This is a genomic window from Methanobrevibacter intestini, from assembly GCF_047402955.1.
In the GTDB taxonomy this organism is placed as follows: domain Archaea; phylum Methanobacteriota; class Methanobacteria; order Methanobacteriales; family Methanobacteriaceae; genus Methanocatella; species Methanocatella intestini.
The window spans coordinates 974,253-1,000,706 of record NZ_CP187956.1; the positions used below are offsets into that span (position 1 = coordinate 974,253).

General features: G+C 31.4%; 25 protein-coding genes. 8 read left to right on the forward strand and 17 right to left on the reverse strand.

All coding sequences use genetic code 11. From position 1 onward, the window contains the following. Positions 1 to 3: 3 nt before the first annotated feature. Positions 4 to 1,095 (forward strand): oligosaccharide repeat unit polymerase family protein, encoded by a 1,092-nt coding sequence (locus tag ACMC9J_RS04485; protein ID WP_427003614.1) that lies wholly within the window; start codon positions 4 to 6, stop codon positions 1,093 to 1,095. Here the strand turns inward: ACMC9J_RS04485 and ACMC9J_RS04490 are convergent. Beyond that, a complete protein-coding gene (locus tag ACMC9J_RS04490) occupies positions 1,081 to 1,989 on the reverse strand; it encodes a restriction endonuclease (RefSeq protein WP_250415673.1) in 909 nt (302 codons plus the stop codon). The two genes, ACMC9J_RS04485 and ACMC9J_RS04490, sit on opposite strands and share 15 nt — an antisense overlap. A 122-nt stretch (positions 1,990 to 2,111) precedes the next feature. On the opposite strand from ACMC9J_RS04490, the gene surE reads away from it, so the two are divergent. Then, entirely contained in the window at positions 2,112 to 2,888 is a 777-nt protein-coding gene (surE, locus tag ACMC9J_RS04495; RefSeq protein WP_019265109.1) for a 5'/3'-nucleotidase SurE, read from the forward strand. Between the two features lies 1 nt (position 2,889). On the opposite strand, the gene ACMC9J_RS04500 is transcribed toward surE, so the two are convergent. Continuing rightward, complete coding sequence (locus tag ACMC9J_RS04500) at positions 2,890 to 3,033, reverse strand: hypothetical protein (protein WP_004032715.1); 144 nt, start codon at positions 3,031 to 3,033, stop codon at positions 2,890 to 2,892. Between the two features lie 110 nt (positions 3,034 to 3,143). Between ACMC9J_RS04500 and ACMC9J_RS04505 the strand changes: the two genes are divergently transcribed. Beyond that, on the forward strand, positions 3,144 to 3,341 hold the full coding sequence (locus ACMC9J_RS04505; protein WP_019265110.1) for an LSM domain-containing protein: 198 nt from the start codon (positions 3,144 to 3,146) through the stop codon (positions 3,339 to 3,341). Here ACMC9J_RS04505 and ACMC9J_RS04510 read toward each other — a convergent pair whose 3' ends face one another. The 7 genes from ACMC9J_RS04510 to purD form a co-directional block, all read right to left on the reverse strand. After that, the gene (locus ACMC9J_RS04510) at positions 3,342 to 4,346 is read right to left on the reverse strand and encodes a methanogenesis marker 12 protein (RefSeq protein WP_427003615.1); all 1,005 of its coding nucleotides are present in this window, start codon (positions 4,344 to 4,346) and stop codon (positions 3,342 to 3,344) included. Positions 4,347 to 4,409: 63 nt separating this feature from the next. After that, positions 4,410 to 5,402 carry a ketol-acid reductoisomerase gene (gene ilvC / locus ACMC9J_RS04515; RefSeq protein ID WP_019265112.1) on the reverse strand — a complete coding sequence of 331 codons (993 nt, stop codon included), beginning with the start codon at positions 5,400 to 5,402 and terminating at the stop codon, positions 4,410 to 4,412. A gap of 821 nt (positions 5,403 to 6,223) precedes the next feature. Next, complete coding sequence (locus tag ACMC9J_RS04520; protein ID WP_019265113.1) at positions 6,224 to 6,751, reverse strand: beta-class carbonic anhydrase; 528 nt, start codon at positions 6,749 to 6,751, stop codon at positions 6,224 to 6,226. Then, positions 6,748 to 7,239 carry an acetolactate synthase small subunit gene (gene ilvN / locus ACMC9J_RS04525; protein ID WP_004032708.1) on the reverse strand — a complete coding sequence of 164 codons (492 nt, stop codon included), beginning with the start codon at positions 7,237 to 7,239 and terminating at the stop codon, positions 6,748 to 6,750. Before ilvN ends, ACMC9J_RS04520 begins: the two co-directional genes overlap by 4 nt. A 9-nt stretch (positions 7,240 to 7,248) precedes the next feature. After that, positions 7,249 to 8,940, reverse strand: coding sequence for an acetolactate synthase large subunit (locus ACMC9J_RS04530; RefSeq protein ID WP_019265114.1), 1,692 nt, complete (start codon positions 8,938 to 8,940; stop codon positions 7,249 to 7,251). A gap of 111 nt (positions 8,941 to 9,051) precedes the next feature. After that, positions 9,052 to 9,957 carry an ornithine carbamoyltransferase gene (gene argF / locus ACMC9J_RS04535; RefSeq protein WP_019265115.1) on the reverse strand — a complete coding sequence of 302 codons (906 nt, stop codon included), beginning with the start codon at positions 9,955 to 9,957 and terminating at the stop codon, positions 9,052 to 9,054. A 226-nt stretch (positions 9,958 to 10,183) separates the two neighbouring features. Then, the gene (purD, locus tag ACMC9J_RS04540; protein ID WP_427003616.1) at positions 10,184 to 11,494 is read right to left on the reverse strand and encodes a phosphoribosylamine--glycine ligase; all 1,311 of its coding nucleotides are present in this window, start codon (positions 11,492 to 11,494) and stop codon (positions 10,184 to 10,186) included. Positions 11,495 to 11,578: 84 nt separating this feature from the next. Here purD and ACMC9J_RS04545 point away from each other — a divergent pair, with 84 nt between their 5' ends. Beyond that, positions 11,579 to 12,943: an MATE family efflux transporter gene (locus tag ACMC9J_RS04545; protein WP_427003617.1), complete on the forward strand. Its 1,365-nt coding sequence runs from the start codon at positions 11,579 to 11,581 to the stop codon at positions 12,941 to 12,943. Positions 12,944 to 12,962: 19 nt separating this feature from the next. Here ACMC9J_RS04545 and ACMC9J_RS04550 read toward each other — a convergent pair whose 3' ends face one another. Both ACMC9J_RS04550 and ACMC9J_RS04555 read right to left on the reverse strand, forming a co-directional pair. Beyond that, on the reverse strand, positions 12,963 to 14,045 hold the full coding sequence (locus tag ACMC9J_RS04550) for an HIRAN domain-containing protein (RefSeq protein ID WP_427003618.1): 1,083 nt from the start codon (positions 14,043 to 14,045) through the stop codon (positions 12,963 to 12,965). Between the two features lie 18 nt (positions 14,046 to 14,063). Next, the gene (locus ACMC9J_RS04555; protein ID WP_295869845.1) at positions 14,064 to 14,525 is read right to left on the reverse strand and encodes a hypothetical protein; all 462 of its coding nucleotides are present in this window, start codon (positions 14,523 to 14,525) and stop codon (positions 14,064 to 14,066) included. Positions 14,526 to 14,874: 349 nt separating this feature from the next. Between ACMC9J_RS04555 and ACMC9J_RS04560 the strand changes: the two genes are divergently transcribed. Both ACMC9J_RS04560 and ACMC9J_RS04565 read left to right on the forward strand, forming a co-directional pair. Beyond that, a complete protein-coding gene (locus ACMC9J_RS04560; RefSeq protein WP_304159187.1) occupies positions 14,875 to 16,245 on the forward strand; it encodes an MATE family efflux transporter in 1,371 nt (456 codons plus the stop codon). Continuing rightward, entirely contained in the window at positions 16,235 to 16,681 is a 447-nt protein-coding gene (locus ACMC9J_RS04565; protein WP_427003619.1) for a MarR family winged helix-turn-helix transcriptional regulator, read from the forward strand. The genes ACMC9J_RS04560 and ACMC9J_RS04565 overlap by 11 nt, the downstream gene beginning before the upstream one ends. Before the next feature lie 14 nt (positions 16,682 to 16,695). Here the strand turns inward: ACMC9J_RS04565 and argS are convergent, their stop codons facing one another. From argS to ACMC9J_RS04585, 4 genes are all read right to left on the reverse strand, one after another. Further along, positions 16,696 to 18,423, reverse strand: a complete 1,728-nt coding sequence (argS, locus tag ACMC9J_RS04570; protein WP_019266834.1) for an arginine--tRNA ligase — start codon at positions 18,421 to 18,423, stop codon at positions 16,696 to 16,698. 15 nt (positions 18,424 to 18,438) lie between these two features. Further along, on the reverse strand, positions 18,439 to 18,861 hold the full coding sequence (locus tag ACMC9J_RS04575) for a signal peptidase I (protein WP_004032699.1): 423 nt from the start codon (positions 18,859 to 18,861) through the stop codon (positions 18,439 to 18,441). A 141-nt stretch (positions 18,862 to 19,002) separates the two neighbouring features. Next, complete coding sequence (gene hemL, locus ACMC9J_RS04580; protein WP_094516611.1) at positions 19,003 to 20,274, reverse strand: glutamate-1-semialdehyde 2,1-aminomutase; 1,272 nt, start codon at positions 20,272 to 20,274, stop codon at positions 19,003 to 19,005. A 9-nt stretch (positions 20,275 to 20,283) separates the two neighbouring features. Further along, positions 20,284 to 20,913, reverse strand: a complete 630-nt coding sequence (locus ACMC9J_RS04585; RefSeq protein WP_019266836.1) for a cobalt-precorrin-8 methylmutase — start codon at positions 20,911 to 20,913, stop codon at positions 20,284 to 20,286. 747 nt (positions 20,914 to 21,660) lie between these two features. Between ACMC9J_RS04585 and ACMC9J_RS04590 the strand changes: the two genes are divergently transcribed. Beyond that, entirely contained in the window at positions 21,661 to 21,882 is a 222-nt protein-coding gene (locus ACMC9J_RS04590; protein ID WP_427003620.1) for a hypothetical protein, read from the forward strand. 16 nt (positions 21,883 to 21,898) lie between these two features. On the opposite strand, the gene ACMC9J_RS04595 is transcribed toward ACMC9J_RS04590, so the two are convergent. Beyond that, a complete protein-coding gene (locus tag ACMC9J_RS04595) occupies positions 21,899 to 23,107 on the reverse strand; it encodes an NAD(P)/FAD-dependent oxidoreductase (RefSeq protein WP_019266839.1) in 1,209 nt (402 codons plus the stop codon). Positions 23,108 to 23,119: 12 nt separating this feature from the next. Then, positions 23,120 to 24,439, reverse strand: a complete 1,320-nt coding sequence (gene aspS, locus ACMC9J_RS04600) for an aspartate--tRNA(Asn) ligase (RefSeq protein ID WP_019266840.1) — start codon at positions 24,437 to 24,439, stop codon at positions 23,120 to 23,122. A gap of 365 nt (positions 24,440 to 24,804) precedes the next feature. Between aspS and ilvD the strand changes: the two genes are divergently transcribed. Continuing rightward, positions 24,805 to 26,454 (forward strand): dihydroxy-acid dehydratase, encoded by a 1,650-nt coding sequence (gene ilvD / locus ACMC9J_RS04605; protein ID WP_427002955.1) that lies wholly within the window; start codon positions 24,805 to 24,807, stop codon positions 26,452 to 26,454.

Here is a 26,454-nt window from a genome sequence, read left to right on the forward strand (position 1 = left end):
TTTATGAACTTTAAAAACTTTGACTTTTTTTCACCATATATTGTAGCAATTGCAATAATAGTGTTTTTATCTATGGGATATATTGGATCATTTAATTACAGATTCGAATATCCATTAAGTTTAGAAACAATCGGAACAGTTCTACTTGCAACACTGGTATTTTTAATTGGAGCCGGAATTGTAAAATTCAAAGTTACACTAGATGAAACAGCATCATCCCCAATATATGCGAAAATAAATGATTTTTTTAACAGAAAAATATTAATTGCACTTGTTTTAATAGCTATTATACTTCAATCAATAAATATGATTCTTATTGGAGGAATCCCACTTTTTAACAGCGTACTGAAATCCAATGCAACTACAAACATCTGGAGAATAGCTTATCCGTTATTTTTAATTATGATAAATATACTAATAGCAAAATATTATAAAAAGAGATATCTGATTTTGGTTTTAATTGGAGCTTTAATTTTTGGATTAAATGGATATAGAACATCAGTACTTGGAATTTTAGCTAGTGTATTTATTACAATGTATTATATCAATAAAATAAATAGAAAAATAGGAATTTTATTTGTAGGATTGATTGTAATTGGTTTGCTGGCTATTGGTTATATTGCATCACAGTCTATTTCTGGCCAGCACTGGATGTTAAATCCTCTTGAATTAATATTTTACAGAGCAGGATTTACCCTGGAAGTATTTCAAAGAATTTTAAACCTAGGGGGCACTACCCATGGTCATATTTTATCAATGATCTTTTCAAGCGGCAGTCCAAGAACTTTTATCGGGCAGTATGTTCTTACAGATAATGTCTGCATAACTTCAACTATGTTTGGACCTGCATATCTTGATTTCGGATTGATTGGTGTTTTAATACAGATGTTCTTCATGGGAGTATTCTTAAAAGTCATCAATATAGTTGGAAAATATAAAAAAGAAATTGGAATTGGAATTTATTCCATAATTTTAGCACATACCCTAATATGGATTGAAACAGGCCCTACAGATATTATGATATGGTTCTTGTATTTATTAGGATTTATTTTAATTATTTTAAATTATAAAAATATTAAATTAAATAAAAATTAATATAATCAATATAATTAATGAAATAAAGAATATGACAGTTCCTCTAATGATGAAATATCTGTTTCTTTCTGAAAAGAAATAAGTCAATCCATAGGACATGACTAATGCAACAAGCATTTCGACTAAGCCACCTATTCCACCACCAGCTTTTAAAACACTGCCTAATAGATAGGATAATGCATAAGAAACAATTACAACTAAAAGTATAACTGCAATAGGATTAGCTAAGATTTTAGATACTGTTTCACCAATATTAAAATTCATTCTTGGTTTAGAATCATAATAATAAGAGTTTACAGGAGCTAAACTTGCTCTTTGTTGAGACTCATTATGCCCACCAAATTTAGATAATAATCTATGAGAATGATGGGAATTATCATGAGGATACAAAGAATTTGAATTATTATAAATAAATTCTTTTTCGTCCTGTTTTCTCATTAAATAATCCATGTCATCTGAATCATACGAATAATCGTAATAATCTTCGTTAACTACTTCCTCTTCTTTTTCAACATCCAAAGTTGATTGAGTTTCGGTTTTATCTTGATATTTTTTAGCTAATTCAACTAAATCGTCCCTATCAACAAGTTTAATATTTTTTCTAAGAGCATAATTAGTAGCTTGATTGGTGAAACTAGATGATGCAATAATAGCTACTTTAGAAGCTTTTAAACTTTCAGCTACGCTTTCCATCTCTCTTAATACATCAACACCGACTTCGAAATTTTTATCATAGTTTTTACATGCTACAACTACACCAAAATCCCCGATTGTTGTAGGTAAAATTGCATAAATATCTATAACCCTTTGTGAAGTTTTAAAATTCTTATAAACTTTAAAACCTGAATCCTCCATCACTTTAGCTATAAAATTAATCAATTGTGGTTTTTCCAATTTTCCACCCGTAAGTGTTTATTTCAAAAAAAATTTACTAATATATTTTATACATTAAATTGTTATTAAAGTTTATCATATCAGCATAAATTATTTTAAGTACCAAAATATTATTAAAATATATGAAAGCATTAATAAGTAACGATGATGGAGTAAATGCCACAGGAATATTAGCTGCTAAAAATGCAATTGAAGATTTATGTGATGTTTATGTAGTAGCTCCTGAAACCCAACAAAGTGGAATTGGACATGCAATAACTCTTTATGATCCTTTAAGAATAAATCCAACAACTTTAAGAGATAAAAGCCAAGCTTATGGAGTAACTGGAACACCAACTGATGCAGTTACCTTTGGATTATTTGAAATTATGGGAGAAAAACCAGATATAATGATTTCTGGAATAAATACCGGTTTCAATATTGGAAAAGCTGAATTAACAACTTCCGGAACAATAGGTGCAGCACTTGAAGCTGCAAGTTTTGGAATACCCTCAATAGCTATTTCTCAAGAAGTTACAAGAGATTATATTAAATTTGAAAATGGAACCGTAGATATTGATTTTAGTTTTGCAGGTAAAATGCTTAAAAAACTTGTAAAAATAGTATTGAAAAAAGGATTGCCTGAAGGTATTGACTTATTAAATGTAAATATACCTGAAAATCCGGTAGATGAAGAATTTGAAGTTGCAAAACTTGGAAATAGAATGTACACCCCAATAATTCAAAGAAGATTGGACCCACGTGGAAAACCTTATTATTGGATTGGTGGAGACCCTTACAATTCAGATTGTGAAGGTACAGATGGTCACTGCCTTAAAAAACTAAATAAAGCAACCATAACCCCACTTACAATTGATTTAACTGGAGATATGGATTTAATAAAAGAATGGTTAAAATAGCTTAAAGTTTTAAATCTTTAAGTATTTTATCTCTTTCTTCACGAAGTTCATTTAAAATTTTCTCGTCATTACAGCCTTCTTTTTGCAATCTGGCTAAGGTTTGTGTAATTGCTTCCAAATTTTGTTCTAATAAATTAATTGCCATAATTTATTTTATGTAACAATTAAGTATATGAACTTTTTTAACAAGGCACTGCATAACTTATATAAAGCTAAAAAATTAATATTATACTATAAAAATCAAGGGTTGATTTAATGAACAACAATGAAGAAATTAATAAATTATTTTTACAGTTTAAAGGTAAAAATGTTAGTGTAGATCTTAGAGACGATAATCACAGTGAAGGAAAAGTAATAGCTGTTGATAATTACTTAAATCTAGTCCTTGAAACTGAAAACGGATTAGAAACTATAAAAGGTGGAAATGTAGTTTTAGTTAGTTTAAAAGACTAGCTAATAATCTACTAAAATCCCCAAAATCTCTTTTTTACCATTATAAACATCCATAGCTATTTGTGCTGCACCAATAGCTCCGGATTCTTTAGAAATAACTTTTAAAGAATACTTATTTTTAAAATACTTGTTAATCTCATTTTCAAAATTAAAAGGTTTGGTTGCACTACCTACAGAACCTGTTAAAACAATACCTTCAATTTCATTTTCACAAACAACATCCAATCCTGCAATTTCCATAGCTACAGTCATTATTAAAGTATCAATAGCTAATTTAGCTTTTTCATCTCCAGATTCATAATTATTTAATAACTGATCTTTCATATTAGCTACTTTACCGTCAATATCAGCTATTTTTATAGCCCCAGCATGTGAAAAACGATTATTTGCTGAAAAATCTTCCTCATCAATTTGTCTTATCATTTCCAAATCAATTGGCCCGTGGACAATACCCATAGCACCTAAACAGGCATCCATAGCCCCTTTAATTTTACCGTTTTCAATTAAAATATCTACACTATTGGAACTGATATCTGCTACAATCATATTTTTCCAGCCAGTTTCTAAAAAAGCATTATAGCATATGCTAACTTTCTCTGGACTGGCCTGATGAGAGTAAGCTGCTCTAAATAATTTATCCAATGAATCAGAATCTTTATGAAGGCCAGGTATCATGACCGCAGGAATATTTGAGTTTTCTATTTCACTAAAAACAGAGGTTCCTCCGCCAGTGACCTTTCCAGCCCCGTTAATAGATAAAATTCCCCTATTTTTTACCTGAGCAATGTTTTGAATCTTATTTATTCCATCCCCCATTGCATAAGTAACTGCCATCAAATCAATAGAGTCCAAATCAACTCTTTTAGATAATTCCTCAATAGCTGATACTTTGCCCTGTTTACTTTCTTCCCTTCCAATTTTAAAAACATCTACAACTTCACCATCATCAGACATAATACAAAAAGAGATTCCAGTAGTTCCATGATCCATTCCTATAAAAACCATAATAATTGCATCCAAAAAATAATTATAAAAAAAAGAGAAAAAAGAGAATAATGATTAAATTATTTAATCATCTTTTTGTAATCCGCAAGCTTTTCTGAGTCTTTCTCCAACAACTTCAATAGTTTCTTGGTCTTCAGCAGCTCTCATTTCTTTTAAGTTTGCTGCATCAGTTGCATTTTCATCAGCAAATTGTTTTTTGAAAGTACCGTCTTGAATTTCAGATAAAACTTTTTTCATACCTTTTTTAGTTTCTTCAGTTATGACATAGTCTCTTCTGGTTAATCCACCATATTCTGCAGTATTACTTACATCTTTCCACATTCCGCCGAAACCATGTTCATAAATATCGTCAACAATAAGTTTTACTTCGTGACAGGTTTCAAAGTAAGCAATTTCAGGTTGGTAACCAGCTTCTACTAAAGTTTGGAAACCAGCGTTAATTAATGCAGTAAGTCCACCACATAAAACAGCTTGTTCACCAAATAAATCAGTTTCAGTTTCTTCTTTAAAAGTAGTTTCAATTACACCAGCTTTAGTGAAACCACAAGCTTTTGCCATACCTAATGCAAGTTGTAATGCATCTCCAGTAGCGTCTTGTTCAATAGCTACTAATCCAGGAATTCCAAAACCGTCTAAGTAAGTAGTTCTTACTCTAGAACCTGGTCCTTTAGGAGCAAACATTACAATGTTAACATCTTCATCAGGTTTGATTAATCCAAAGTGAATGTTGTATCCGTGAGAGAAGGAAATGGTATTTCCAGCTTCAACATAAGGTGCAATTTGTTCATTGTAGATTTTTTCTTGAATTTCATCAGGAAGTAAAATGTGGATGATATCTGCTTCTTTAGCTGCATCAGAGAAGGATTTTACAGTCATACCATCTTCTTTAGCTAAATTCCAGGAATTACCATTTTCCCTAAGTCCAACAATAACATTGACACCACTGTCAGCCATGTTTCTAGATTGTGCTCTACCTTGGCTTCCATAACCCATTACAGCTACGGTTTTACCTTCAAGAGCATCAGTATTTACATCTGATTCGTAATACATTTTCATTTTAACTTCTCCTATATAATTGATAAATGTGAGATATTTAAAGTACTTCAAATATCAAATAGTATATATTATTTTTTCTACTTATAAAAGTAACTAATGTTAAGAAAAATTATTATTTTATAGAAAACTTATTGATTTAACATCAATATTTCCCAATCAGGTTAATTTTAAAGTATAAGAACAATATCCCAATTAAAAGTAATTTTAACTGGTTAAAATACGTTTAAATTTATATAAGTTAAAATACAACTATATTTTAAAAATATAGACTGAAAATTAATCGAATAAGAGGCATTACAACATTGACAAATGTCAATATTCTCTTATTACTAAGTAATAAGGAGGTACTCTTATGTTTTATCGAAATTTATCTATAATTCATATAATTATATGTTTTTTCATAATTTTAATTCTTGAAAAAATATTATAATCAATAATATAGATTAAGAGAATTGAAATTGGTTTTTTATCTCTGCTAAATCCCCAATTTAGCACAGTCTAATCATTTTTTCCAATTTAATTCTCAAAATAATAATCATAACTATAAAAAAATAATTAAAAATAGAACTATGCTGTTATGATTATAAATTTATATTTATAATCCCCCAATAACAGCATTTTAATCGAATAAAAGATTTCACATCTTACAAACTATACGAAATTAAGCAAACACCTTTGGCTTTGCTTATTAATTAGTAGTCAATAATAATATATATAATTTCTGTTTAAACAAAAGAAAAATTGATAATACCTTAAAAAATTGCTTTAGATGTGAAATATTTAATTAAAATAGCTAAAAATAGAAAAAAGTAGATAATAATTTATCTATCATCTACTACAACATCTAATTTACCTGTAACAATGTCCATCATAAGACCATGAATTGGTACATCTGGAATAAGAGGATGATTTCTAATTTTTTCAACTGTGTCTATAACATTTTCCTCTTCATCTTCAAATCCGCCAATCCAAGATTTTAAATCAACTTTGTCAATTTCTTCTTGAGGGATTCCTCTCTCAATCATAGCATTTCTTAATTTTTCAGGGTCAGAACCAGCCATTCCACATTCAGTGTGGCCAATAACCAAAACTTCCTCAGCACCAAGTGAGAAAATTGCAGCAGCTATTGAACGAATAGCGTCCTCACCTACAATTGTATTTCCTGCATTTTTGATTATCTTAGCATCACCCCTTCCAATACCAAGTGCTGGTTCTAAAAATCCAGTTAATCTACAATCCATACAAGTTAAGATAGCTAACTTTTTTTGGGGATGGTGGGATAATTCCTCACCTTCAAATTCATCTACAAATTTCTTATTATTCTCCAAAATTTCATTAAGAATCATCATGAACGAAATCCACGGGACATTGCAGTAAGACCAGTACGTGAAATCTTTTTAATACCATATCCTTTTAAAAGGGATAGGAATGCATCTATCTTTTCAATGTCTCCGGTAATTTCAATAATTAAAGCTTCTTCACAAACATCTACAATTTTAGCTCTAAAGATGTTTACATACTGCATTATTTCTGCTCTAGCTTTTTCATTTGGAATATTAACTTTAACTAGACATAACTCTCTTTTAACAGCATTTTCAGTAATATCTTTTATTTTAATAACATCTACAAGCTTATTCAGTTGTTTTGTAACTTGCTCCAATAATTTTTGGTCTGCTTTAACAGTAATAATCATACGGGCCAATCCTTCAACTTCAGATTCTCCAACTGTAATACTGTCAATGTTAAAACCTCTTCTTGTAAATAGGCCAGCAACTTTTTGCAATACTCCCGGCTTATCTTCAACTAATGCATTTATAACATGATACTCTAAAGCCATTTAACTCACCTATACATCTTTTTCAAGTTTATATTCACCAATCATTTCATCAATAGCTGCACCTGGCGGCACCATAGGTAAAGTTTCATCTTTATCTATTATAACATCAAGCAAAATAGGTTCATTATCCTTAATAGCTGATTTTAATGCCTCTTTAGTTTCTCCAGGTTTTGTAATTCTGGTTGCATTAACTCCAAAACTTTCAGCTAATTTAACAAAATCAGGACTTGCTCCTAATTTAGTTTCAGAATATCTTCCATTATATAATAAGTTTTGCCATTGATAAACCATTCCAAGAGTCCTATTTTCTAAAACAACTGCAATAACAGGAATATCATAATCTCTAATAGTAGCCAACTCCTGACAAACCATTAAAAATCCTCCGTCACCGTTAATAGATACAACAGGATCTTCAGGACATGCTACTTTAGCACCAATAGCTGCAGGCAATCCGAATCCCATAGTTCCCAAACCCCCGGAAGATATGAATTTACGTGGCTTTTGAGTATCATAGAAATGAGCCGCCCACATTTGATTTTGACCTACATCAGTTGTTAAAATAGAATCAGGAGTTAAAACTTCACTGATTTCTCGTATAACACTTTGTGGTTTTAATGGAATATCATCATAAGTAACTCTAGGGAGACATTCTTTTTTACGTTCTATAAGAAGTTTAACCCATTTTTTTGCATCTTCATTACTTTCATAATCTTTTAAAACATTAATTAATGAAGATAAAACATTTTTAGCATCACCTACAATAGGCAAATCAACATCTACATTTTTACCTATTTCAGCAGGATCAATGTCTATATGGATAATTTTAGAATTAGGTGCAAAACTGTCTAATCTTCCTGTTGCCCTGTCTGAAAATCTTATACCTACAGCTATAATCAAATCACTATCATTTATTGAATCATTAGCTACTTTTCTTCCATGCATTCCAAGCATACCTAATGCCATATCATCTGTTTCATCAATAGCTCCTTTACCAAGTAATGATGTCATGACCGGAGCATTTATTAAATAAGATAATTCTTTTAACTCCTGTGAAGCATTAGCTAATATAACTCCTGCACCTGCAAGGATAATCGGTTTTTTAGATTCCCTTATCAAATCACGGGCTTTTCTAACTTGTTTAATGTTTCCTTTTAAAGTTGGATTATAACCTGGTGTTGAAATTAATGAATCATCAAAAGAATCCAATTCTCCTTCCTGAATTTCTTTTGGAACATCAATTAAAACCGGACCGGGCCTTCCACTTTCAGCTATTTCAAAGCTTGTTTTAACAATGGAAGGTATTAAATTAGGATCTTTTGGCTGGAAACTGTGTTTAGTAATAGGCATGGTAATTCCTATAATATCAGCTTCTTGAAAAGCGTCATTACCTATTAAATGTGTTGGTACTTGACCAGTAATAGCTATGATTGGAGAAGAATCCATATAAGCAGTAGCAATACCGGTTACAAGATTAGTTGCACCGGGGCCAGAAGTAGCCAAACACACACCCACTTTACCGGAAGCTCTTGCAAATCCATCTGCTGCATGAGCTGCACACTGTTCATGTCTAACCAATATATGATCCATGTCTGCATCATATAACATGTCATAAAACGGTATGGTTTGTCCTCCAGGATAACCAAAGATTGTATTTACCCCCATTCTTTTTAGGGATTCAATTATTGCTTCTCCGCCTCTCATTATAAAAACCTTAATTTTTTTTATTTAATAATTAAAGTTTATTAATGAAAATATATAAAAGTATCTTAGTTTTTTTAAGAAAAATAGTGAAAATTAAAATTTGAAAAAAAGTTATTTTAAAAAGTGATAAAGAACCGCTTTTTGTGCATGAAGTCTGTTTTCAGCTTCATCAAAGACCACTGATTGGGGACCGTCAATAACTTCACCGCTAACTTCCTGACCACGAATAGCCGGTAAGCAATGCATAAAAATAGCCCCATCATTAGCTAAACTCATTAAATCTGAATTAACTTGATAAGGTGCAAAATCTTTTTGTCTTTGTTCTGCTTCTTTTTCATCACCCATGCTTACCCAAACATCAGTATAGACTACATCCACATTATCAAGAGCGACTTTTAAATCAGAACTGATAGTAATTTCCTTATTATGATCTTTCGCTAATTTTTTAGCCGTATTAACAATGTCTTCGTTAGGTTCATAACCTTCAGGGCATGCTACAGACATATCCATTCCAACAAGAGGTGCCATTAAAAGCAAAGAATTACATACATTATTTCCGTCACCAACAAAACAAAGTTTTTTGCCTTCCAATTTACCTAAATGTTCCTTAATAGTTAACATATCAGCTAAAGCCTGACAGGGATGTTCCAAGTTAGTTAAACCACTGATAACCGGAACATCAGAATATTTAGCTAATTCCACAACATCATCATGTTCAATAGCACGTATCATTATTCCGTCTACAAAACGACTTAAAACTTTTGCAGTATCCGGAATAGGTTCTCCTCTACCCATTTGTAATTCTGAAGAGGATAAAAACAAAGCCTGACCACCTAACTGATACATACCTACATCAAAAGATACCCTAGTCCTTGTAGATGATTTTTGAAATATCATAGCTAATGATTTACCTGCTAAAGGTTTTTCTTCCATTTTTCCTTCTTTGAAATTTTTAGCTAATTCTAAAATATCCAGTACTTCATCTTTGATGTCACAAACAGACAATAAATTGCTCATAGTTTAACCCTTCTTTAATCTTAACAAAATAAAATATATATAATTATTATATATTAAAGTTTTCTATAGCATTTAATATAACAAACAGAAATAAAAGCATATTATAAAGCTAAAAGGATTTTTAAGGTTTAACTCTGAAAAATAAAGCGAAAGTTTTAAAAAAAGGATTGAAAAAGAATTTAAAAATCTTTTTTACCTATTTTTTAAAAAATAATAATCCTAAAATTTAATTTAGGATTTCTTTCATGTGTTCTACTCTTTTATTAACAAGGTCCGTAGTTCCCACATCACTTCTGTGATATACATTACCTTTTATACAAGCACATGCTTTTTCAGCTATTTTTTCAGCTTCTTCAATACTGTCACCATCAGCTACAATACCTAATGCCCTGGAACCTGAAAGGTGAATACCGTCATCTTCAAGACCGACTGCTGCATAAAATACTTTAGCTCCCAACTCTTCAATAGCTTTTTCATCCACTTCAATGAGTTCTCCGCCATGAGAAGTTTCCGGATATCCCTCAGGAACTATATATTTACATACACTAGCTTTGTCATTGAATTCCACTTTATCTAAACTGCCATCTACAATAGCCTGACATACATCCGTTAATGGAGTTTTAAGTAATGGTAAAACATTCATAGCTTCAGGATCTCCAAATCTTGCATTATATTCTATTAATTTAGGCCCATCTGCAGTTAACATGAACTGACCATAAAGAATTCCTTTATAAGGTTCTGCTTCTTTTGCAATAGCTTCCAAAGTAGCTTCCATTATTTTTACTGCTTTATCATAATCATCCTGAGATAAAAATGGTAATAATCCTCCTTTATCAGAGTAAGAACCCATTCCACCAGTAATTGCACCTACATCTCCTTCAAAAGCATGAGGATGATCCTGTGCTGCAGGCATTGGTGCAAGGTGGGTTCCATCACAAAAAGCCTGAATAGTAAATTCTTCACCGATTAACCTTTCTTCAATGATAACTTGAGTAAAGCCACCCATTGCATTGTCAATTACTTCTTTGGAATATTCTTTAGCTTCATGATTATCTTTTAAGTGGTCACCTACGATTTTAACTCCTTTTCCACCAGTTAAACCTACAGGTTTTACTACAACATCCCTGTCAAAGTCATCTAAAAATGCACTAACATCATCATAATTGTCAAATACTTTGTAAACAAGAGATCCTTCAATATTATAATCTTCAAATAATTTTCTCATGAAAGATTTGTCAGTTTCTATTCTGGCTGCACTTTGAGATGGTCCGACACAGCTAATTCCATTTTTTTCAAGTTCATCAACTATTCCTTTTCCTAAAGGAGCTTCAGGACCAATAAATGCTATGTCAATATTGTTATCCACAGCAAACTTGGCTACTTTTTCAATTTCTCCTTCATCACCTTGTGCAAATTCGGCTATTTTTGAAATGCCTGGATTTACTTTACTCATATAACAATATAACTCAACATCATCTTTAAGTGCATCAGCTATTGCATGTTCACGAGCACCAGTTCCAACTACTAAGACCTTCATAATAATTCACCAATTTCTTAATATATTATAAATTTATATAAATTGACATTAAAATATATTACCTATATTTTAAGGGGAAATCTAATGGAACTAAATAATAATATGAAAGATATTACCGGAGATCCTAAAAAAGCTGTTAAAAAACTGGCTTATCCTATTATAATAAGTATGCTTCTTATAATGAGCAATAATCTCATAGATAGTATTTGGGTTGCGGGATTAGGTCCCGGACCACTAGCTGCAATCGGTTTTGTAACTCCATTGTTTCTTATTTTAGTCGGAATTGGAACAGGCATTGGTGCAGGTGTAAATTCATTAATTTCCCGATATGTCGGAAGCAAAAATCAAACTAAAGCAAATGAGGCAGCTGTTCAGTCAGTAGTTTTAGGTATTATTGTTTCCATAATAGTTACAGTTATTTTTGTAGTGATTCTGGAACCGACACTTTACATTATGGGAGCTAAAGATGTATTTAGCTATGCAATTGACTATGGTAGGCCATTATTTATATTTTCAATTGTTACAATACTTCCGGTAGCTTATGCAGGAATATTCAGAGCTGAAGGAGATATTAAAAGAGCAACCCTTCCAATGTGTATTTCAGCTATTCTAAACATGATTTTAGACCCTATTTTTATTTATACTTTAAATTTAGGAATAAGTGGTGCGGCAATAGCTACATTACTTAGTATTTTTATTGAACTGCTGATAATTCTTTATTGGATGTTTATAAAAAAAGATACTTACTTCAAATACACATTTAAAAACTTTAAAATCAATTTAGGAATGTATAAAGAGATTTTAAATGTAGGAATCCCAGCAGGACTTGAAGAACTTCTAATGGCAGTTGTTGCAATTGCAGTTAATTTAATCTTTGAAATAGTTGGAGGAACATCAGCTGTAGCTACCTATACAATTGTAATGAGATTAATAAGTATTGCAATAATGCCAACTATCGGAATTGCAACTTCAACTATTACAGTTGTCGGAATAGCTTATGGAGCAAAGAATTATAAAAATATCAAAATAGCTACAAGATATTCAATTAAATTAGGACTTATATTTTCAATTGTAACTTCACTGATATTTATTGTATTTTCCAATCAAATTGCATTCCTCTTTTCATATTCTGCAAACAGCAGTTCACTTGCTCCAACAATCAGCTACATCTTAAATTTTGTATGGCTATTTATAATTCCAGTAGCTTTCGGTGCAACAGCGAGTTATGCATTCCAGGGAATGGGTAAAGGAATAACAAGTTTTCTTTTAACAATGCAAAGAGAGGCTATTTTAGTGATTATATTTACATTTATCCTTGGAATCTGCCTGTCATTAGGAGTTCATGGAGTTTATTACGGATTAGTTATCGGTAATGCTATCGGATCTGCTGTAGGACTTTTATGTATTGAAATATTTATTAGCCGCTTACTTAAAAAAGCAAATAGTTAATTGTATTTAACACCCCCCTCTACTCCCATTTTAACTTAGCTATATGGTAATCAAAATAATCCGTCAAATACCTGGCATAACTTATTTTTGGAAGATTTTTAAGTTCTGAAGCCATGGAAGACTTACTAAAATTAGTTTCCTTGCTATTTGCAACATAACCTACTTTATCACTACCTACATAGACAGCTATTGCATCCTTATCGTAAGAATTATCCGGTTCCTTAACTAATTTTAATTTCATTCCTTCTTTAAATTGTACCTGTTTTTGAAAAGAAGTCCCAACTATTGTAATTAAATCTTTTTTTGAGTGTTGATTAATAGTTATTAGTTGCCTTACTTTTTTTCTAGCTTCTGTCTCCCTTTTTTTTAGTAAATCATCATCAATATTTAGTTTTATTTCTTTTTTAATTTCTGTCCAGTATTTTCTTGGTGAATAATCATCTAATAATTCAAGTATTACCCAACCAGAATCAGGCACATAATTATATCTTCCAGGATATCTGCAAAAATACTTGGCATATGATACTTTTGGAAGATTTGTAAGCTCACTAACTGATGAATAACATATTTCATGACCCCCATTTTCTGAAACATAACCTATTTTCATGTCACCATAACATACGTTAATAAATCCGCTCTTTTCTTTTACCAATCTAAAAACTAAATCATTGGAATTAAACGTGCGGTCATATCCGCACATATGAACTAATTTATCCCTACCTTTCCTTTTTAAAATACCTTCATAACGTTTATCGGCAGCAACATCCTCCATGTCTCCCTTAATTTCGGATTTTAAAGACAATGCCCATTGTTTTAAATCATTTAATTCACTATAACTACCAATTTCATCAATAGCACTATTAACTAATCTCATAGCCTCTTTTAAATTATGATTAGCCCTTGTTTCAAACATTGCAGATTCTAATTTTTCGTCTGCACTGTACCTTATTGCCTCTAAATCCACATAAGGATCATCATATACCTCTTCATCACCTTCATCATATTCATCATATCCTCCATATTCAACCTCTCTGACTCCACCACAAGATCTGCATACATCTCCTTCATCAACCCAACTACCGCATCTTGGACAAATTCCCATTATATCACATCTTCAATTTTATCTATTAATCCATGTTTTTTCATCATCCAATATTGGAACTTCTATTTCATCACTATAGTGACCTTTTCCAAGAGCTAAAAGGTCTGCTTCTATGTGTGTAGGACATATGCATAAATCATATGCATAATGAATAAGATTTGCTGCACCACTATTTTTATTCCTATAAAAGAATTCGAAAAACTCCTCTTTTCCACTACCTATATTTAAACTAACATCTCCAAAACTATCTGCTTCATAATCAATTTCAGGAAATTCTCCCCTTATTATTTCTTCATAAACATCATCGTCATGTAATGCTATTATCGGATCATAGCCTTCCAGTTGTATGCAATACAGCCATCCTGTTTTTCCATCATCATTTTTGTACTTTATAGCTGAAGCAACAGTTGTATGAGGGCCACAACAATCGAAACATGTATCATATCCACATTTAACATCTTCAATAAAATATCTGCTCATTTTTGAATTTCTCCTTTTTTAATGTCTATGTATATAACTTGTGTATTTAATATATTTAAAATTTTCCATTACTTAATAGAATTGTTAATAGCCAATGTAAAAATAATTAAAAAAAAGTACAGATAATAAACCAATTCAGAATATATTTTTATAATGTAAAGATGTAAAAAGAATCTAAAAGCATTAAGAAGTGAAAATGGAATGTTTCTAATTGTTTGGAAAGTAATTTTTTTAAAAAAGGATAATCAAACAATTATAAATCAATTTTCCACTAACTGCCACAACATTTATATACTAACAGTTGCATATGCAAGAGTAATACTTGCACATGCAAGAGTCGAGGTGGAAAATGTCAGAAAATGCAAATGTGGAATTATTAAGAGGAGACCCAAAAAAAGCAATAAACAAATTAGCTTACCCAATTATAGGAAGTTTGCTTCTGGTGATGCTAAATAACATTATAGACAGTGTATGGGTTGCAGGTTTAGGTTCAGACCCTCTAGCTGCAATAGGTTATATTACTCCATTATTTATGATTTTAGTAGGAGTAGGAAATGGTATAGGAGCAGGGGCAAACTCTCTTATTTCAAGATTCATCGGAGCAAAGGATAAAAAAGGAGCAGACAGTGCAACAGCACATTCATTAATACTGAGTATAGTTATCTCAATAGCATTTATGGTAATTTTCCTTATAATTTTAGATCCTATATTAAAAATTATGGGAGCTGCTGAGGTATTGGATTACTGCAAACAATATGGAGTAGTACTGTTTATCTGGACTTTTGCATTAGTAATGCCTACAATCATCGGAGGAATATTTAGAGCAGAAGGAGATGTAAATAGAGCAACAATCCCCCTTGCAGTTACAGCTATTGCAAATATGATTTTAGACCCAATATTCATCTACACATTAAATCAAGGAATTGCCGGTGCAGCTATGGCAACAGGAATAGCTGGATTTATCGGTCTTTTAATGCAAATTTACTGGATTTATGTTAAAAAGAACACATACCTTTCATACTCTCTTAAAAACTTTAAAAACAATATGAAAATGTATTTGGATATTTTAACTGTAGGAATTCCAGCTAGTTTAGAACAGCTTATAATGTCTGTACTAGCTATTGTTGTTAACTTCTTACTAACTATCGTAGCTGGAACAACAGCAGTTGCAGTATATACAGCAGGCTGGAGAATTATTTCAGTTGGAATCATACCAGCAGTAGGAGTAGGAACAGCAGCAGTTACAGTAGCAGGAGTAGCTTATGGTGCTCGAAATTATGATAAAATAAAAACAACAGTAAGATATGCTGTTAAAATCGGATTTATCGTTTCATTAATTACATGTTTATTAATCCATTTCTTTGCCGGTCAAATTGCATATATATTCTCATATTCATCAACAAGTGCTGCATTAGCTCCATTAATCACAGATTTCTTAAAAATAATGTGCTTATTTGTATTGTTTGTACCATTTGGTGCAACTGCAGGAAATGTATTCCAGGGACTTGGAAAAGGAACAATCTCCCTTGTACTAACAACATTCAGAGAATTGATATTAGTTTTAATATTTGCATGTCTCCTAGGACTTGTATTTAATATGGGTGAAATTGGAGTGTATATTGGAATGCTTATAGGAGGACTAATCGGTTCCATAATAGCTTACGGAATTATTGAAATCTATGTCAAACGCCTAATCAGGAGAAATCAAAATGGGAATTGAAGACGAAAAAGACATTCCCACAATCCCCCTTGTTGGAACAATACACAGAAAATATGGGATATACATAAATAATAAAATGAAAAAGTACAATTTAAGTTTCGGACAGTACCCTCTTTTAATAAAACTTTATAAAGACGGACCATCTACACAACAGGGACTAGCTGTATTTTACCAGATTAATGAAAGTACTGTAACAAGAGCACTGAACAAACTAGAAGAAAAAGAATATATTGAAAAACACCCCAACTATGAAAACAAAAGAAAAAATTATGTCAAAGTTACTTCCAAAGGTGCCGAAATAGCTAAAGAAGTTATGGACTACGATGAACAGTGGGATAAAATTTGCAGTGAAAATTTAAGCGAAAAAGAGTTTGAAGAATTTAAAACCACACTTAAAAAAATATATTCAACTATAGTAAAAAGAGAAGAAAAATGAGTTTTTCAACTCATTTACATTTTTTGAGGAGCTGGAACTCCTAAAATATCTAAAGCATTTTTTAAAGTAGTTTTAGCTCTATCAACTAAAACAAGTCTTGTATCTTCTACATCTGAACCAATAACTTGTTCAGCTTTATAGAATTTATTAAATGCACCAGCTAAATCCTGACAATATTGTGTAATATTGTGAATCCTTTTTTTATTAGCACAGTCTTCAATAACCTGTGGAAATTTAGCTATTGTTCTAATTAAATCTTTTTCATTTTCATCAGGAACCCAATCATCAGCTACACTTAAAGAAGAGATGTCTTTACCGGATTTTTTAAGTAATTTGCATGCTCTTGCATGAGCATACTGAATAGAAGCACATCCTCGCTCAAAGCTTAATGCCTCATCCCATTTAAAGGTTAAGTGTTTTTCAGGGGATAATTTAGCTATAAAGAATCTGATAGCTCCAACACCAATATCTTCAGCCATAGGTTTAATTTCTTCATCAGTTAAATCAGGATTTCTGGATTTAATTTCATCAGCTGCTCTTTTTACAGCTTCATCAACCAGTTCATCTACTGAAACAAATACTCCTTTTCTTGTAGACATGGATCCTGAAGGAAGTGTAATAAATTCATAGAATATAACTTCCGGAGGAATTTCTCTTAAAATTTCTTTAAAGATTACATTAATCTGTTGAGCTGCTAATTTGTGGTCTGAACCTAAAATATCTAAAACCACATCCCCCTGAGTGGCTTTGTATCTGTGATAAGCTAAATCTCTTGTTGAGTAAAGTGAAGTACCGTCAGACCTTCTAAGTACAAATTCTTTTTCGATTTGGAAGCAGGTTAAATCAATATAAGTTACATCACCATATGAGACAAATCCTTCATGGTCAAAGTATTTAATCATATCATCCACTTCACCACTTCTTACAAACTGACCTTCCCATACAAAATCATCGTGATTTATATTGATTCTATGAAGTGTTTCCTTAATTCCTAAAAGACAGCTTTCAACTACTTCTTCGAATATTTTATTTAATTCAGGTTCTGCTCCACCTTCATATCTTTCAATCAGATTATCTACATGTGAAACTAAACTTTCATCTTCGTTTAATTTTTGATTGGCTTTGAAATATAATCTTCCAATCTTATGGTCGATTTTATCCCCTTCCTGATCTTCAATTTTTAAACCAAGTTCAGTAATTCCAAATACAATAATAGCTATCTGTCTTCCCATATCATTTACATAATACTGTGTTTCAACTTCCCTACCAGCTACTTTTAAAAGACGATTTAATGAATCACCAAAAATAGAATTCCTTACATGTCCAATATGTAACGGACCATTAGGATTAGCTGAAGTGTGTTCCAATATTATTTTTTCATCTGCCTTTGGAAGCTGACCATAATCTTTTCCGACATACTCTAAAAGCTTTTTAGAAAAAGCTGAGTAATCAATGAAAAAATTAACATATGGACCGATAGCTTCCACTTTTTCAAATATTTCGGGAATTTCAAGTTTTTCTACAATTTCAGAAGCTATAAGATTCGGAGCTTTTCTTAATTTTTTAGCAAGTGAAAATGCAATAGTACTAGCTAAATCTCCCATGTCCGGATTTGGGGGAAATTCCAATCTAAAATTCTTTTCATCTTCAACCTGAAAATTTTCTAAAGTATCATCTACTTCAAACTTGTCTAAAGCATCACTTATAGCATCAATCGCCTGTTTTTCTATCTCAAAATACATTAACTCACCTTTAAACTACAAACCTCTTAACCAAAGAGAAATATTTCCAATATATGGAATAACAATAGGATGGCCATCCCAAGTCAATACCCTTTCATTTATTTGATCTGCTGTTGCATAATATGGGTCAGGATGACTGTTATGGTCTCCTTTAATCATATAATACGTTGTCCCATTTATTTCTGTAATATTAATTACCCTATGAATTACAGGTTCATTATACCATGTTGCATCATAAACAACAATATCTCCTACCTGTACATCATTAGGATCAAATTCATGAATTCCTAAAAAATCAGCTTTTTCAACAGCTACAATATCTCCCCTATAGAAAACAGGTTCCATACTTCCTGAAACAACTACATTTAAGTGTTGGGCAGCTATTAAAACTACTGCAAGAATAACGATGTAAGATATGATTTCTTTATAATCTGTCACGCTAACACCTTAATAATTAAATATATATTAATAATTATAAATAATTTAGCTAAAACTTATAAAATATTTTTAAACATGAAATTGGATTGACGGTTAAATTACTGATAAAATAAAATAAAAAATAATGTCAAACAGATGACACTATCCTTTTTTCTTAAAAGCTACTTCCAAAGCCATTTCAATAGCTTCTGCAGTCTGTGTTAAGTCCTCCATAGTGTGAGCACTTGAAATAAAGTTACATTCAAACTGACTTGGAGGAATGAAAACCCCTTCTTTCAGTAATGCTCTGAAGTATCTCAAGAATCTTTTTGCATCAGAATTATGGGCATCTTCATTATTGTAAACTGGAGCAGGGTTGAAATATATCTGAAACATTGATCCGCAGCCTACAGGAGTAATATTATATCCCTGTTCATCAATTACTGATTGAATATTGCTTCTTAAAAAGTTTCCTTTTCTTTCCAAATCTTTGTAAAATTTATCATCAAGCTGTTTTAAGGTAGATATTCCTGCCTGAACAGAAATTGGATTACCGCTAAAAGTACCGGCCTGATAAACTGGACCGTTAGGGGCTATCAATTCCATTATTTCTTTTTTACCTGCAAAGGCACCCATAGGCAAACCACCACCTACAATTTTACCCATGGTAGTTAAATCAGGAGTTACACCATAATATTCCTGAGCACCACCTCTGGCTAATCTAAAACCTGTTATAACCTCATCAAATATTAATAAAATATTATTTTCTTCGGTGATTTTTCTTACAAATTCCAAAAATCCTTTTTTAGGTTCAATACATCCAATATTACCCATAACTACTTCCATAATAAGACATGCTATGTTATCTCCATCTTTTTGGATTAAATCACTTAAAGCTTCTTCATCATTGAAAGGTACAGAATAAGTGTTTTTAGCTGTATCAAGAGGAATTCCTTTAGTATCCGGAACACAAGCCTCACCAGGTTTTCCCTTAACCAATGTATAATCATGAGCGCCATGGTAAGCACCATCAAATTTAATGATTTTATCCTTACCAGTAAAACCACGGGCTAATCTAATAGCACTCATAGTAGCTTCCCCACCACTATTTACAAATCTTACCATTTCAGCACTAGGTATTCTGTCAACAACTTCTTTTGCTAAAATAATTTCATTTTCAGTTGGAGCGCCATAAGCAGAACCAATTGTTAATTGATTAGAAACTTCCCTAACTACTTTCGGATCTGCATGTCCAAGTATTAAAGGACCATAAGCCAAACAGTGGTCAATATACTTATTTCCATCAACATCATATATTTTTGAACCGCTAGCTTTTTTAACAAAAAAAGGATACGGTTCAAATGCACGAACTGGAGAACTAACTCCTCCAGGAATGAATTTTTTAGATTCTTGGAACAAATCTTTGGAAAACATATTATCACATTATAAATTTTGAATTAAAGAGTTTACACAGGCCACAGCTATTGGTGTTCCACCTTTAGGGCCTTCAACAATAATATTTGGAATATTTGAATTTCTCAAAGCTTCTTTTGAATCAGCAGCACCAACAAAACCAACAGGAACTCCAACAATAGCTTTAAGGTTCATTTCGCCTTTTTCATATAAGTCCATAGCTTCAAAAACAGCTGTTGGAGCATTACCAGAAACAACAATTCCTTCAAAATCATTTTCTGCAGCATACCTCATAGCAGCAGCAGCTCTTGTAATCTGATTTTCTTTAGCTATTTTTTTAACTTCCTCATTTTTAATAAAGCATTCAACTTCTCCATCATATTGAGTTATACCATATTTAACCATATTAATATCAGTTAAAATTGTTTCTTTATTCCTTAAAGAAGTCATAGCTGCTTCAACAAAATCAGCACTCATATGTACAAGTTTAGCATATTCTGGATCAGCTGTAGAGTGAACAATACGTTCAACAATATCTCTTTCAGCCGGAGCCAAATCTTTAATGTCATCACCAATAAGATTACGAATAATTTCCCTACTTTTAGTAGCTATATCATAACCCTGTTTAGTTGATGCACCCATAAACATCTGATTTTTCATAATATAATATATAATGTTAATATATTTATAATTTTAAAAATGCAATTATTTACCGTTAAAAATGTTATTTTAAGCTGTATGAATCAAATACTCCTATAAAACAATAATATTGCTTTTATTCTCTTAAAATGAAAATAAGCTTCACTTATATAATACTAAAAAGAATATATTTCTGATTCAGGTTTTTTAAAAAACAAATCATGTTACAATATTGTTTTGCTTAAACCAAAGTGATTGATTACAAGATTAATAATAGCTGTAGCTTTAAAATACTAGTAATATCTCTAAAAAACAAAGACGGTGATGAAGCTAAAAATATTATTGAAAATAAAATAAAAAATAAACCGGACTGAAATTGATAAACCTTGCATTATCACCATTAATGAGTTTTGAATGCACTATAGAAAAACAGCTAGAAAAAACTGTGCAGACACTAAATAAATTAATAAAATCAATACACCACAAGTCAGAATTTGTATTAGGCATAACTTGACTATTAGTAGATAAATTTATTGAAAATAAAGAAACACGAATAAAATTAAGCAATATACTAAGTGATAATATGAGATTATTAGAAGAATTTGGTCAGTCCAGATTTGAAGCTGGAGAAAAAAAGGCATAGAAAAAAATAAAGTAGAAACAGCTGAAAAATTATTAAAAAGAGATTTGCCAATGAAATTTGTATCAGAGATAACAGACATCCCAACAAGAGAATTAGAAACAATATACAAAAAGTAAGGTCATAATATGTTTACATTAGAAGAAGAATATGGAGAACAAAAATACAACGAAGGATTCGAAAAAGGAATAAAAGAATCCAGCTTTGAAATAGCTGAGGAACTGATAAAAAAAGAAATGGATTTATATGACGTATCCTATGTAACCAATATTGGAATGGCAACTCTTGGTGAACTAAAGGAATCCATGAAAAATAATAAATCATCTAAATTATCTGCAAAAAATGAATAGCTAAAATAATTCTATTTTATTTTTTAGATGCAGATAAACCTGCCAAATATCCTGTAGAAAATGCTATTTTGAGATTATATCCACCTGTAGGGCCGACAGGTTCTAAAACTTCACCTGCAAAATATAAATCTTCAGTTATTGTTGATTCCATAGTTTTAGGATTAATATTCTCAATAGCTATCCCACCTAAAGTAACATGACTTAAATCTTTATTGAAAGCGGATATTTCAAATTTAAAATTTTTTAAAGCTTCAACTAACTTATTTTTTTGTTTTTTATTAATTCTGCTTAATTGAGTTTCCCCTTCAATTTCAACAGATTCTAAAAAGAATGGAATAAAATTATTAGTTAAAAAGTATTTTAAGTAGTTTTTAATGTATGTTTTTCCTTTATCCTGAAAATCATTAGTGAATTTAGTTTTTAATTCTTCCTGATTAAAATCAGGGCATAAATCAACAGACAAGACTTCATCTAATTTAACATCAGCATTATCCAAAATATTATAATCCACATTTCTGGAAATTTCACTACTTATATTTAAAATTCCGGGACCTGTTAATCCAACATGACTTATTAGAACATTATCTTTAATTTTGAAGTTTTTATATTTTATAACAACATCATATAAGGTAATTCCTGCAATATCTGACAAGTCTTTTTTAGTTATTAAAGGAACCAGCCCATATTTAATATCTGTAACCGGATTATCTGTCAGACAATATCCGTCTCCTGCAGAACCTGTTTTTGGAAATGTAGCTCCCCCAGTAGCTATTATGACTTTTTTAGCAATAATGTCATTATTTATTACAAAATTATTTTCTTTTTTAATATCTGAAACTTTATAATTGTATTTTATAGTTATATCTTTTAAGTAATCTTTTAAAATAGCTAATATATCTTGAGATTTCTCAGTTTCTGGAAATACTCTATTATTATCTTCAATTATAAAATCAAGACCTCTGTTTCTAAATAAGTCCAGTAGCATTTCATTTGTAAAAGTGTAAAAAGAGTGTTTTAAAAAGTTTTTATCATGAAAAGAATTTAATAGCTTTTTAATTGGCTTTTCATTGGTTATATTGCATCTGCCTCCTCCAGTAATAAGAAGTTTATGACCTAAAGAGGAGTTTTTTTCAAGCAATACAACATTTGAATCTGCAGAAGCAGCTATTGCAGCCATTATTCCTGCAGGACCCCCGCCAATTACAGCTATATCAAATTCTTCCATAACAATCAAAATTTAAGGAGTTAATCTGTGTCTGTCTCTTGGGAAGAGAACTGTTTCACGAATATTTTCAACACCAGTAAGTACCATAGCTAATCTGTCAGCACCTACACCCCAGCCAGCGTGAGGAGGCATACCATATTCGAAAGCTTTTAAGTAGCTACCAAATGAAGCTACATTCAATCCTTTATCTTCAATTTGTTTTACTAAAACATCGTATTGGTGTACACGGGTAGCACCAGAAGATAATTCCAAGTTATTATACATTAAATCAAATGCATGTGCTTTAGTAGGATCTTTAGAATTAGGCATTACATAAAACGGTTTAATTTCAGAAGGCCATTCAGTTAAGAAGTAGAATCCTCCCATTACATCACCTAATGCTTTTTCACCTGCACGGGATAAATCTTCACCCCAGCTCATTTCAACATCTCTGGAGTTTACAATATCTACTGCTTCATCATAAGTTACAACAGGGAAAGGGCCGTCTGGAACAGGCATTTCATGTTCCAATATGTTTAATTCTTCTTTACAGTCTTCATTGATGTCAATAATAACCTGTTCAATCATATTGTTGAGTATTTTCATTACATCAACATCATCCATAAAAGAAGCTTCTGCATCAATAGAAACAGCTTCGTTTAAATGTCTTAAAGTATCATGTTCTTCAGCTCTGAAAATTTGGCCGATTTCAAATACCCTATCCATTCCACTAGACATCATCATCTGTTTGTATAATTGTGGAGATTGGCCTAAGAATGCTTCTTTTTCGAAATATGTAATTGGGAAAAGTTCAGTTCCTCCTTCAGTAGCAGAAGCTACAAGTTTTGGAGTGTTAATTTCCATAAATCCATTTTCATAGAAGAAATCCCTTACAGTATGGAACATTCTATTTTTAATTTTGAAAATAGCGCTGACATTATCTCTTCTTAAATCAATGAATCTTGAATCTAATCTTGTATCAATTTCAGCTTTAACTTTATCAGTAGGATCCATAGGAAGTGGCTGATTAGCTAAATTTAAAAGATTAATTTCTTTAGGAATAATTTCAACGCCAGTAGGTGCTTGGTTAGCTTCTTGAACTGTACCTTTAATAGCTACAACAGATTCTTTTCTAAGTTTTCTGATATCTTCAAGTATTTCTGCATCCACTTTTTTACTTGGTGCGGTAATTTGTACTTTACCTTCTCTATCTCTAATAATAACAAAGATGATTCCACCTAAATCACGGATTTCATGTACCCAACCCATGACGATGACATCTTGTCCAGTTAAATCAGGAGTAACATTTTTAGTATAATTTGTTCTTCTCCATTCGTTTAATAAACCTTGCATTGGTTCACCTCTAGGTTTTTTAAAAAAATAATTATAATAAAATTAAGTTTTCATTATATTAAGAAATTTAATTTTTATATTTAATAAAGTATTTGATTAACAGGCCAAAATCCATTTTTTATAAGTTAATTCAATAAAATCAGAAGCTCTAAAAAGATTAATTATCAAAAGTTACAGACTAAAATCAGCTAATAATTAATAAAAAAGAATATAAATCATGTATAAAATCAGTTAAATTATTAAACTTCATTAAATCATGAATAAATCAACAGATTAAATTATTCCCTTTTAAAATAAGTAACATAGCTTTTATTTATTATTAAATATTATATATTAAAATACTAAAGACTAAATTGTGTGATTAGATGAAAAGTGACAATATTAAAAAAGGAATTCAAAGAGCACCACATAGGTCTTTACTTAGAGCATGCGGTCTTGGAGATAATGATTTTGATAAACCTTTTATTGGAATAGCTAACAGTTTTACAGAAATTGTTCCCGGACATATTCATCTCAGAAAACTTGTTGAATTTGTAAAAGAAGGAATAATAGCTGCTGGAGGTATTCCATTTGAATTTAACACTATGGCTATTTGTGACGGAATAAGTATGAATCACGAAGGAATGAAATATTCCCTTCCTTCCAGAGAAATTATAGCTGCTACTGTTGAAAGTATGGCTAAAGGACATAGTTTTGACGGATTAGTACTTATGCCTAGCTGTGATAAAGTAGTTCCAGGTATGATTATGGGTGCAGCCAGAGTAAATGTTCCGGCAATCGTAGTTACCGGTGGGCCAATGGCTGCCGGACAATATAAAGGTAAAAATGCAGATTTGATTACTGTATTTGAAGCTGTCGGTCAGGAATCTGCAGGCAAAATATCAGAAGAGGAAGTTTACGAAATTGAAAAATGCGCCTGTCCAGGTGCAGGGAGCTGTTCCGGATTATTTACTGCAAATACTATGGCATGTGTAACAGAAACTTTAGGATTATCCCTGCCATTTTGTGCTACAACTCATGCAGCAGATAAAGCTAATGAAGAAATGGCTTACAATTCAGGTAAACAAATCATTAAATTAGTAGAAGCTGATTTGAAACCGTCAGACATTTTAACACAGGAAGCATTTAACAATGCAATTACAGTAGATATGGCTCTTGGCGGATCAAGTAACACTGCACTTCATATACCTGCAATAGCTAATGAAGTTGAAGGTGTTGAAGTTACTCTTGATTTATTTGACAAAATCAGCAGAGTAGTTCCCCATATTTGTCTAATTTCTCCAGCAGGTACAGATACAATGATGGACTTACATAAAGCTGGAGGAATTCCTGGAGTATTAAAAACACTTGGAGATAAAATTGATACATCTGCTGTTACTGTTACAACAAAAACATTAGGAGAAAACATTGAAGATGTTGAAGTTACAAATACTGATGTTATCCATCCGTTAGATAATCCTATACATAAAGATGGTGGAATAGCTATATTAAAAGGAAATATTGCACCTAACGGATCAGTTGTTAAAAAAGGTGCAGTTTCACCAGATTTAATGCATCTTAAAGGACCTGCAAAAGTATTTGATAGTGAAGAGGAAGTTACCCAAGCTATCTTTGATCATAAAGTAGAAGAGGGAGACATTTTAGTAATCAGATATGAAGGCCCTAAAGGCGGTCCCGGAATGAGGGAAATGTTAAATCCTACTTCTGCACTTGCAGGTATGGAAATCAAAGATGTAGGTCTTATTACAGATGGAAGATTCTCTGGAGGAACAAGGGGTCCCTGTATTGGACATGTATCACCTGAAGCAATGTCTGACGGTCCTATTGGAGCTATTGAAGATGGAGACATAATAGAAATTGATATTGAAAACAGATTTATAAATGTGGAATTGTCTGATGAGGAAATATCAAATAGATTAGCCAATAGAAAGAATCCAAAAAGAGATGTTGACGGATGGTTATCAATATACAGCAAAGTTGTTCAATCAGCAGATACTGGAGCTATATTGAGGTAA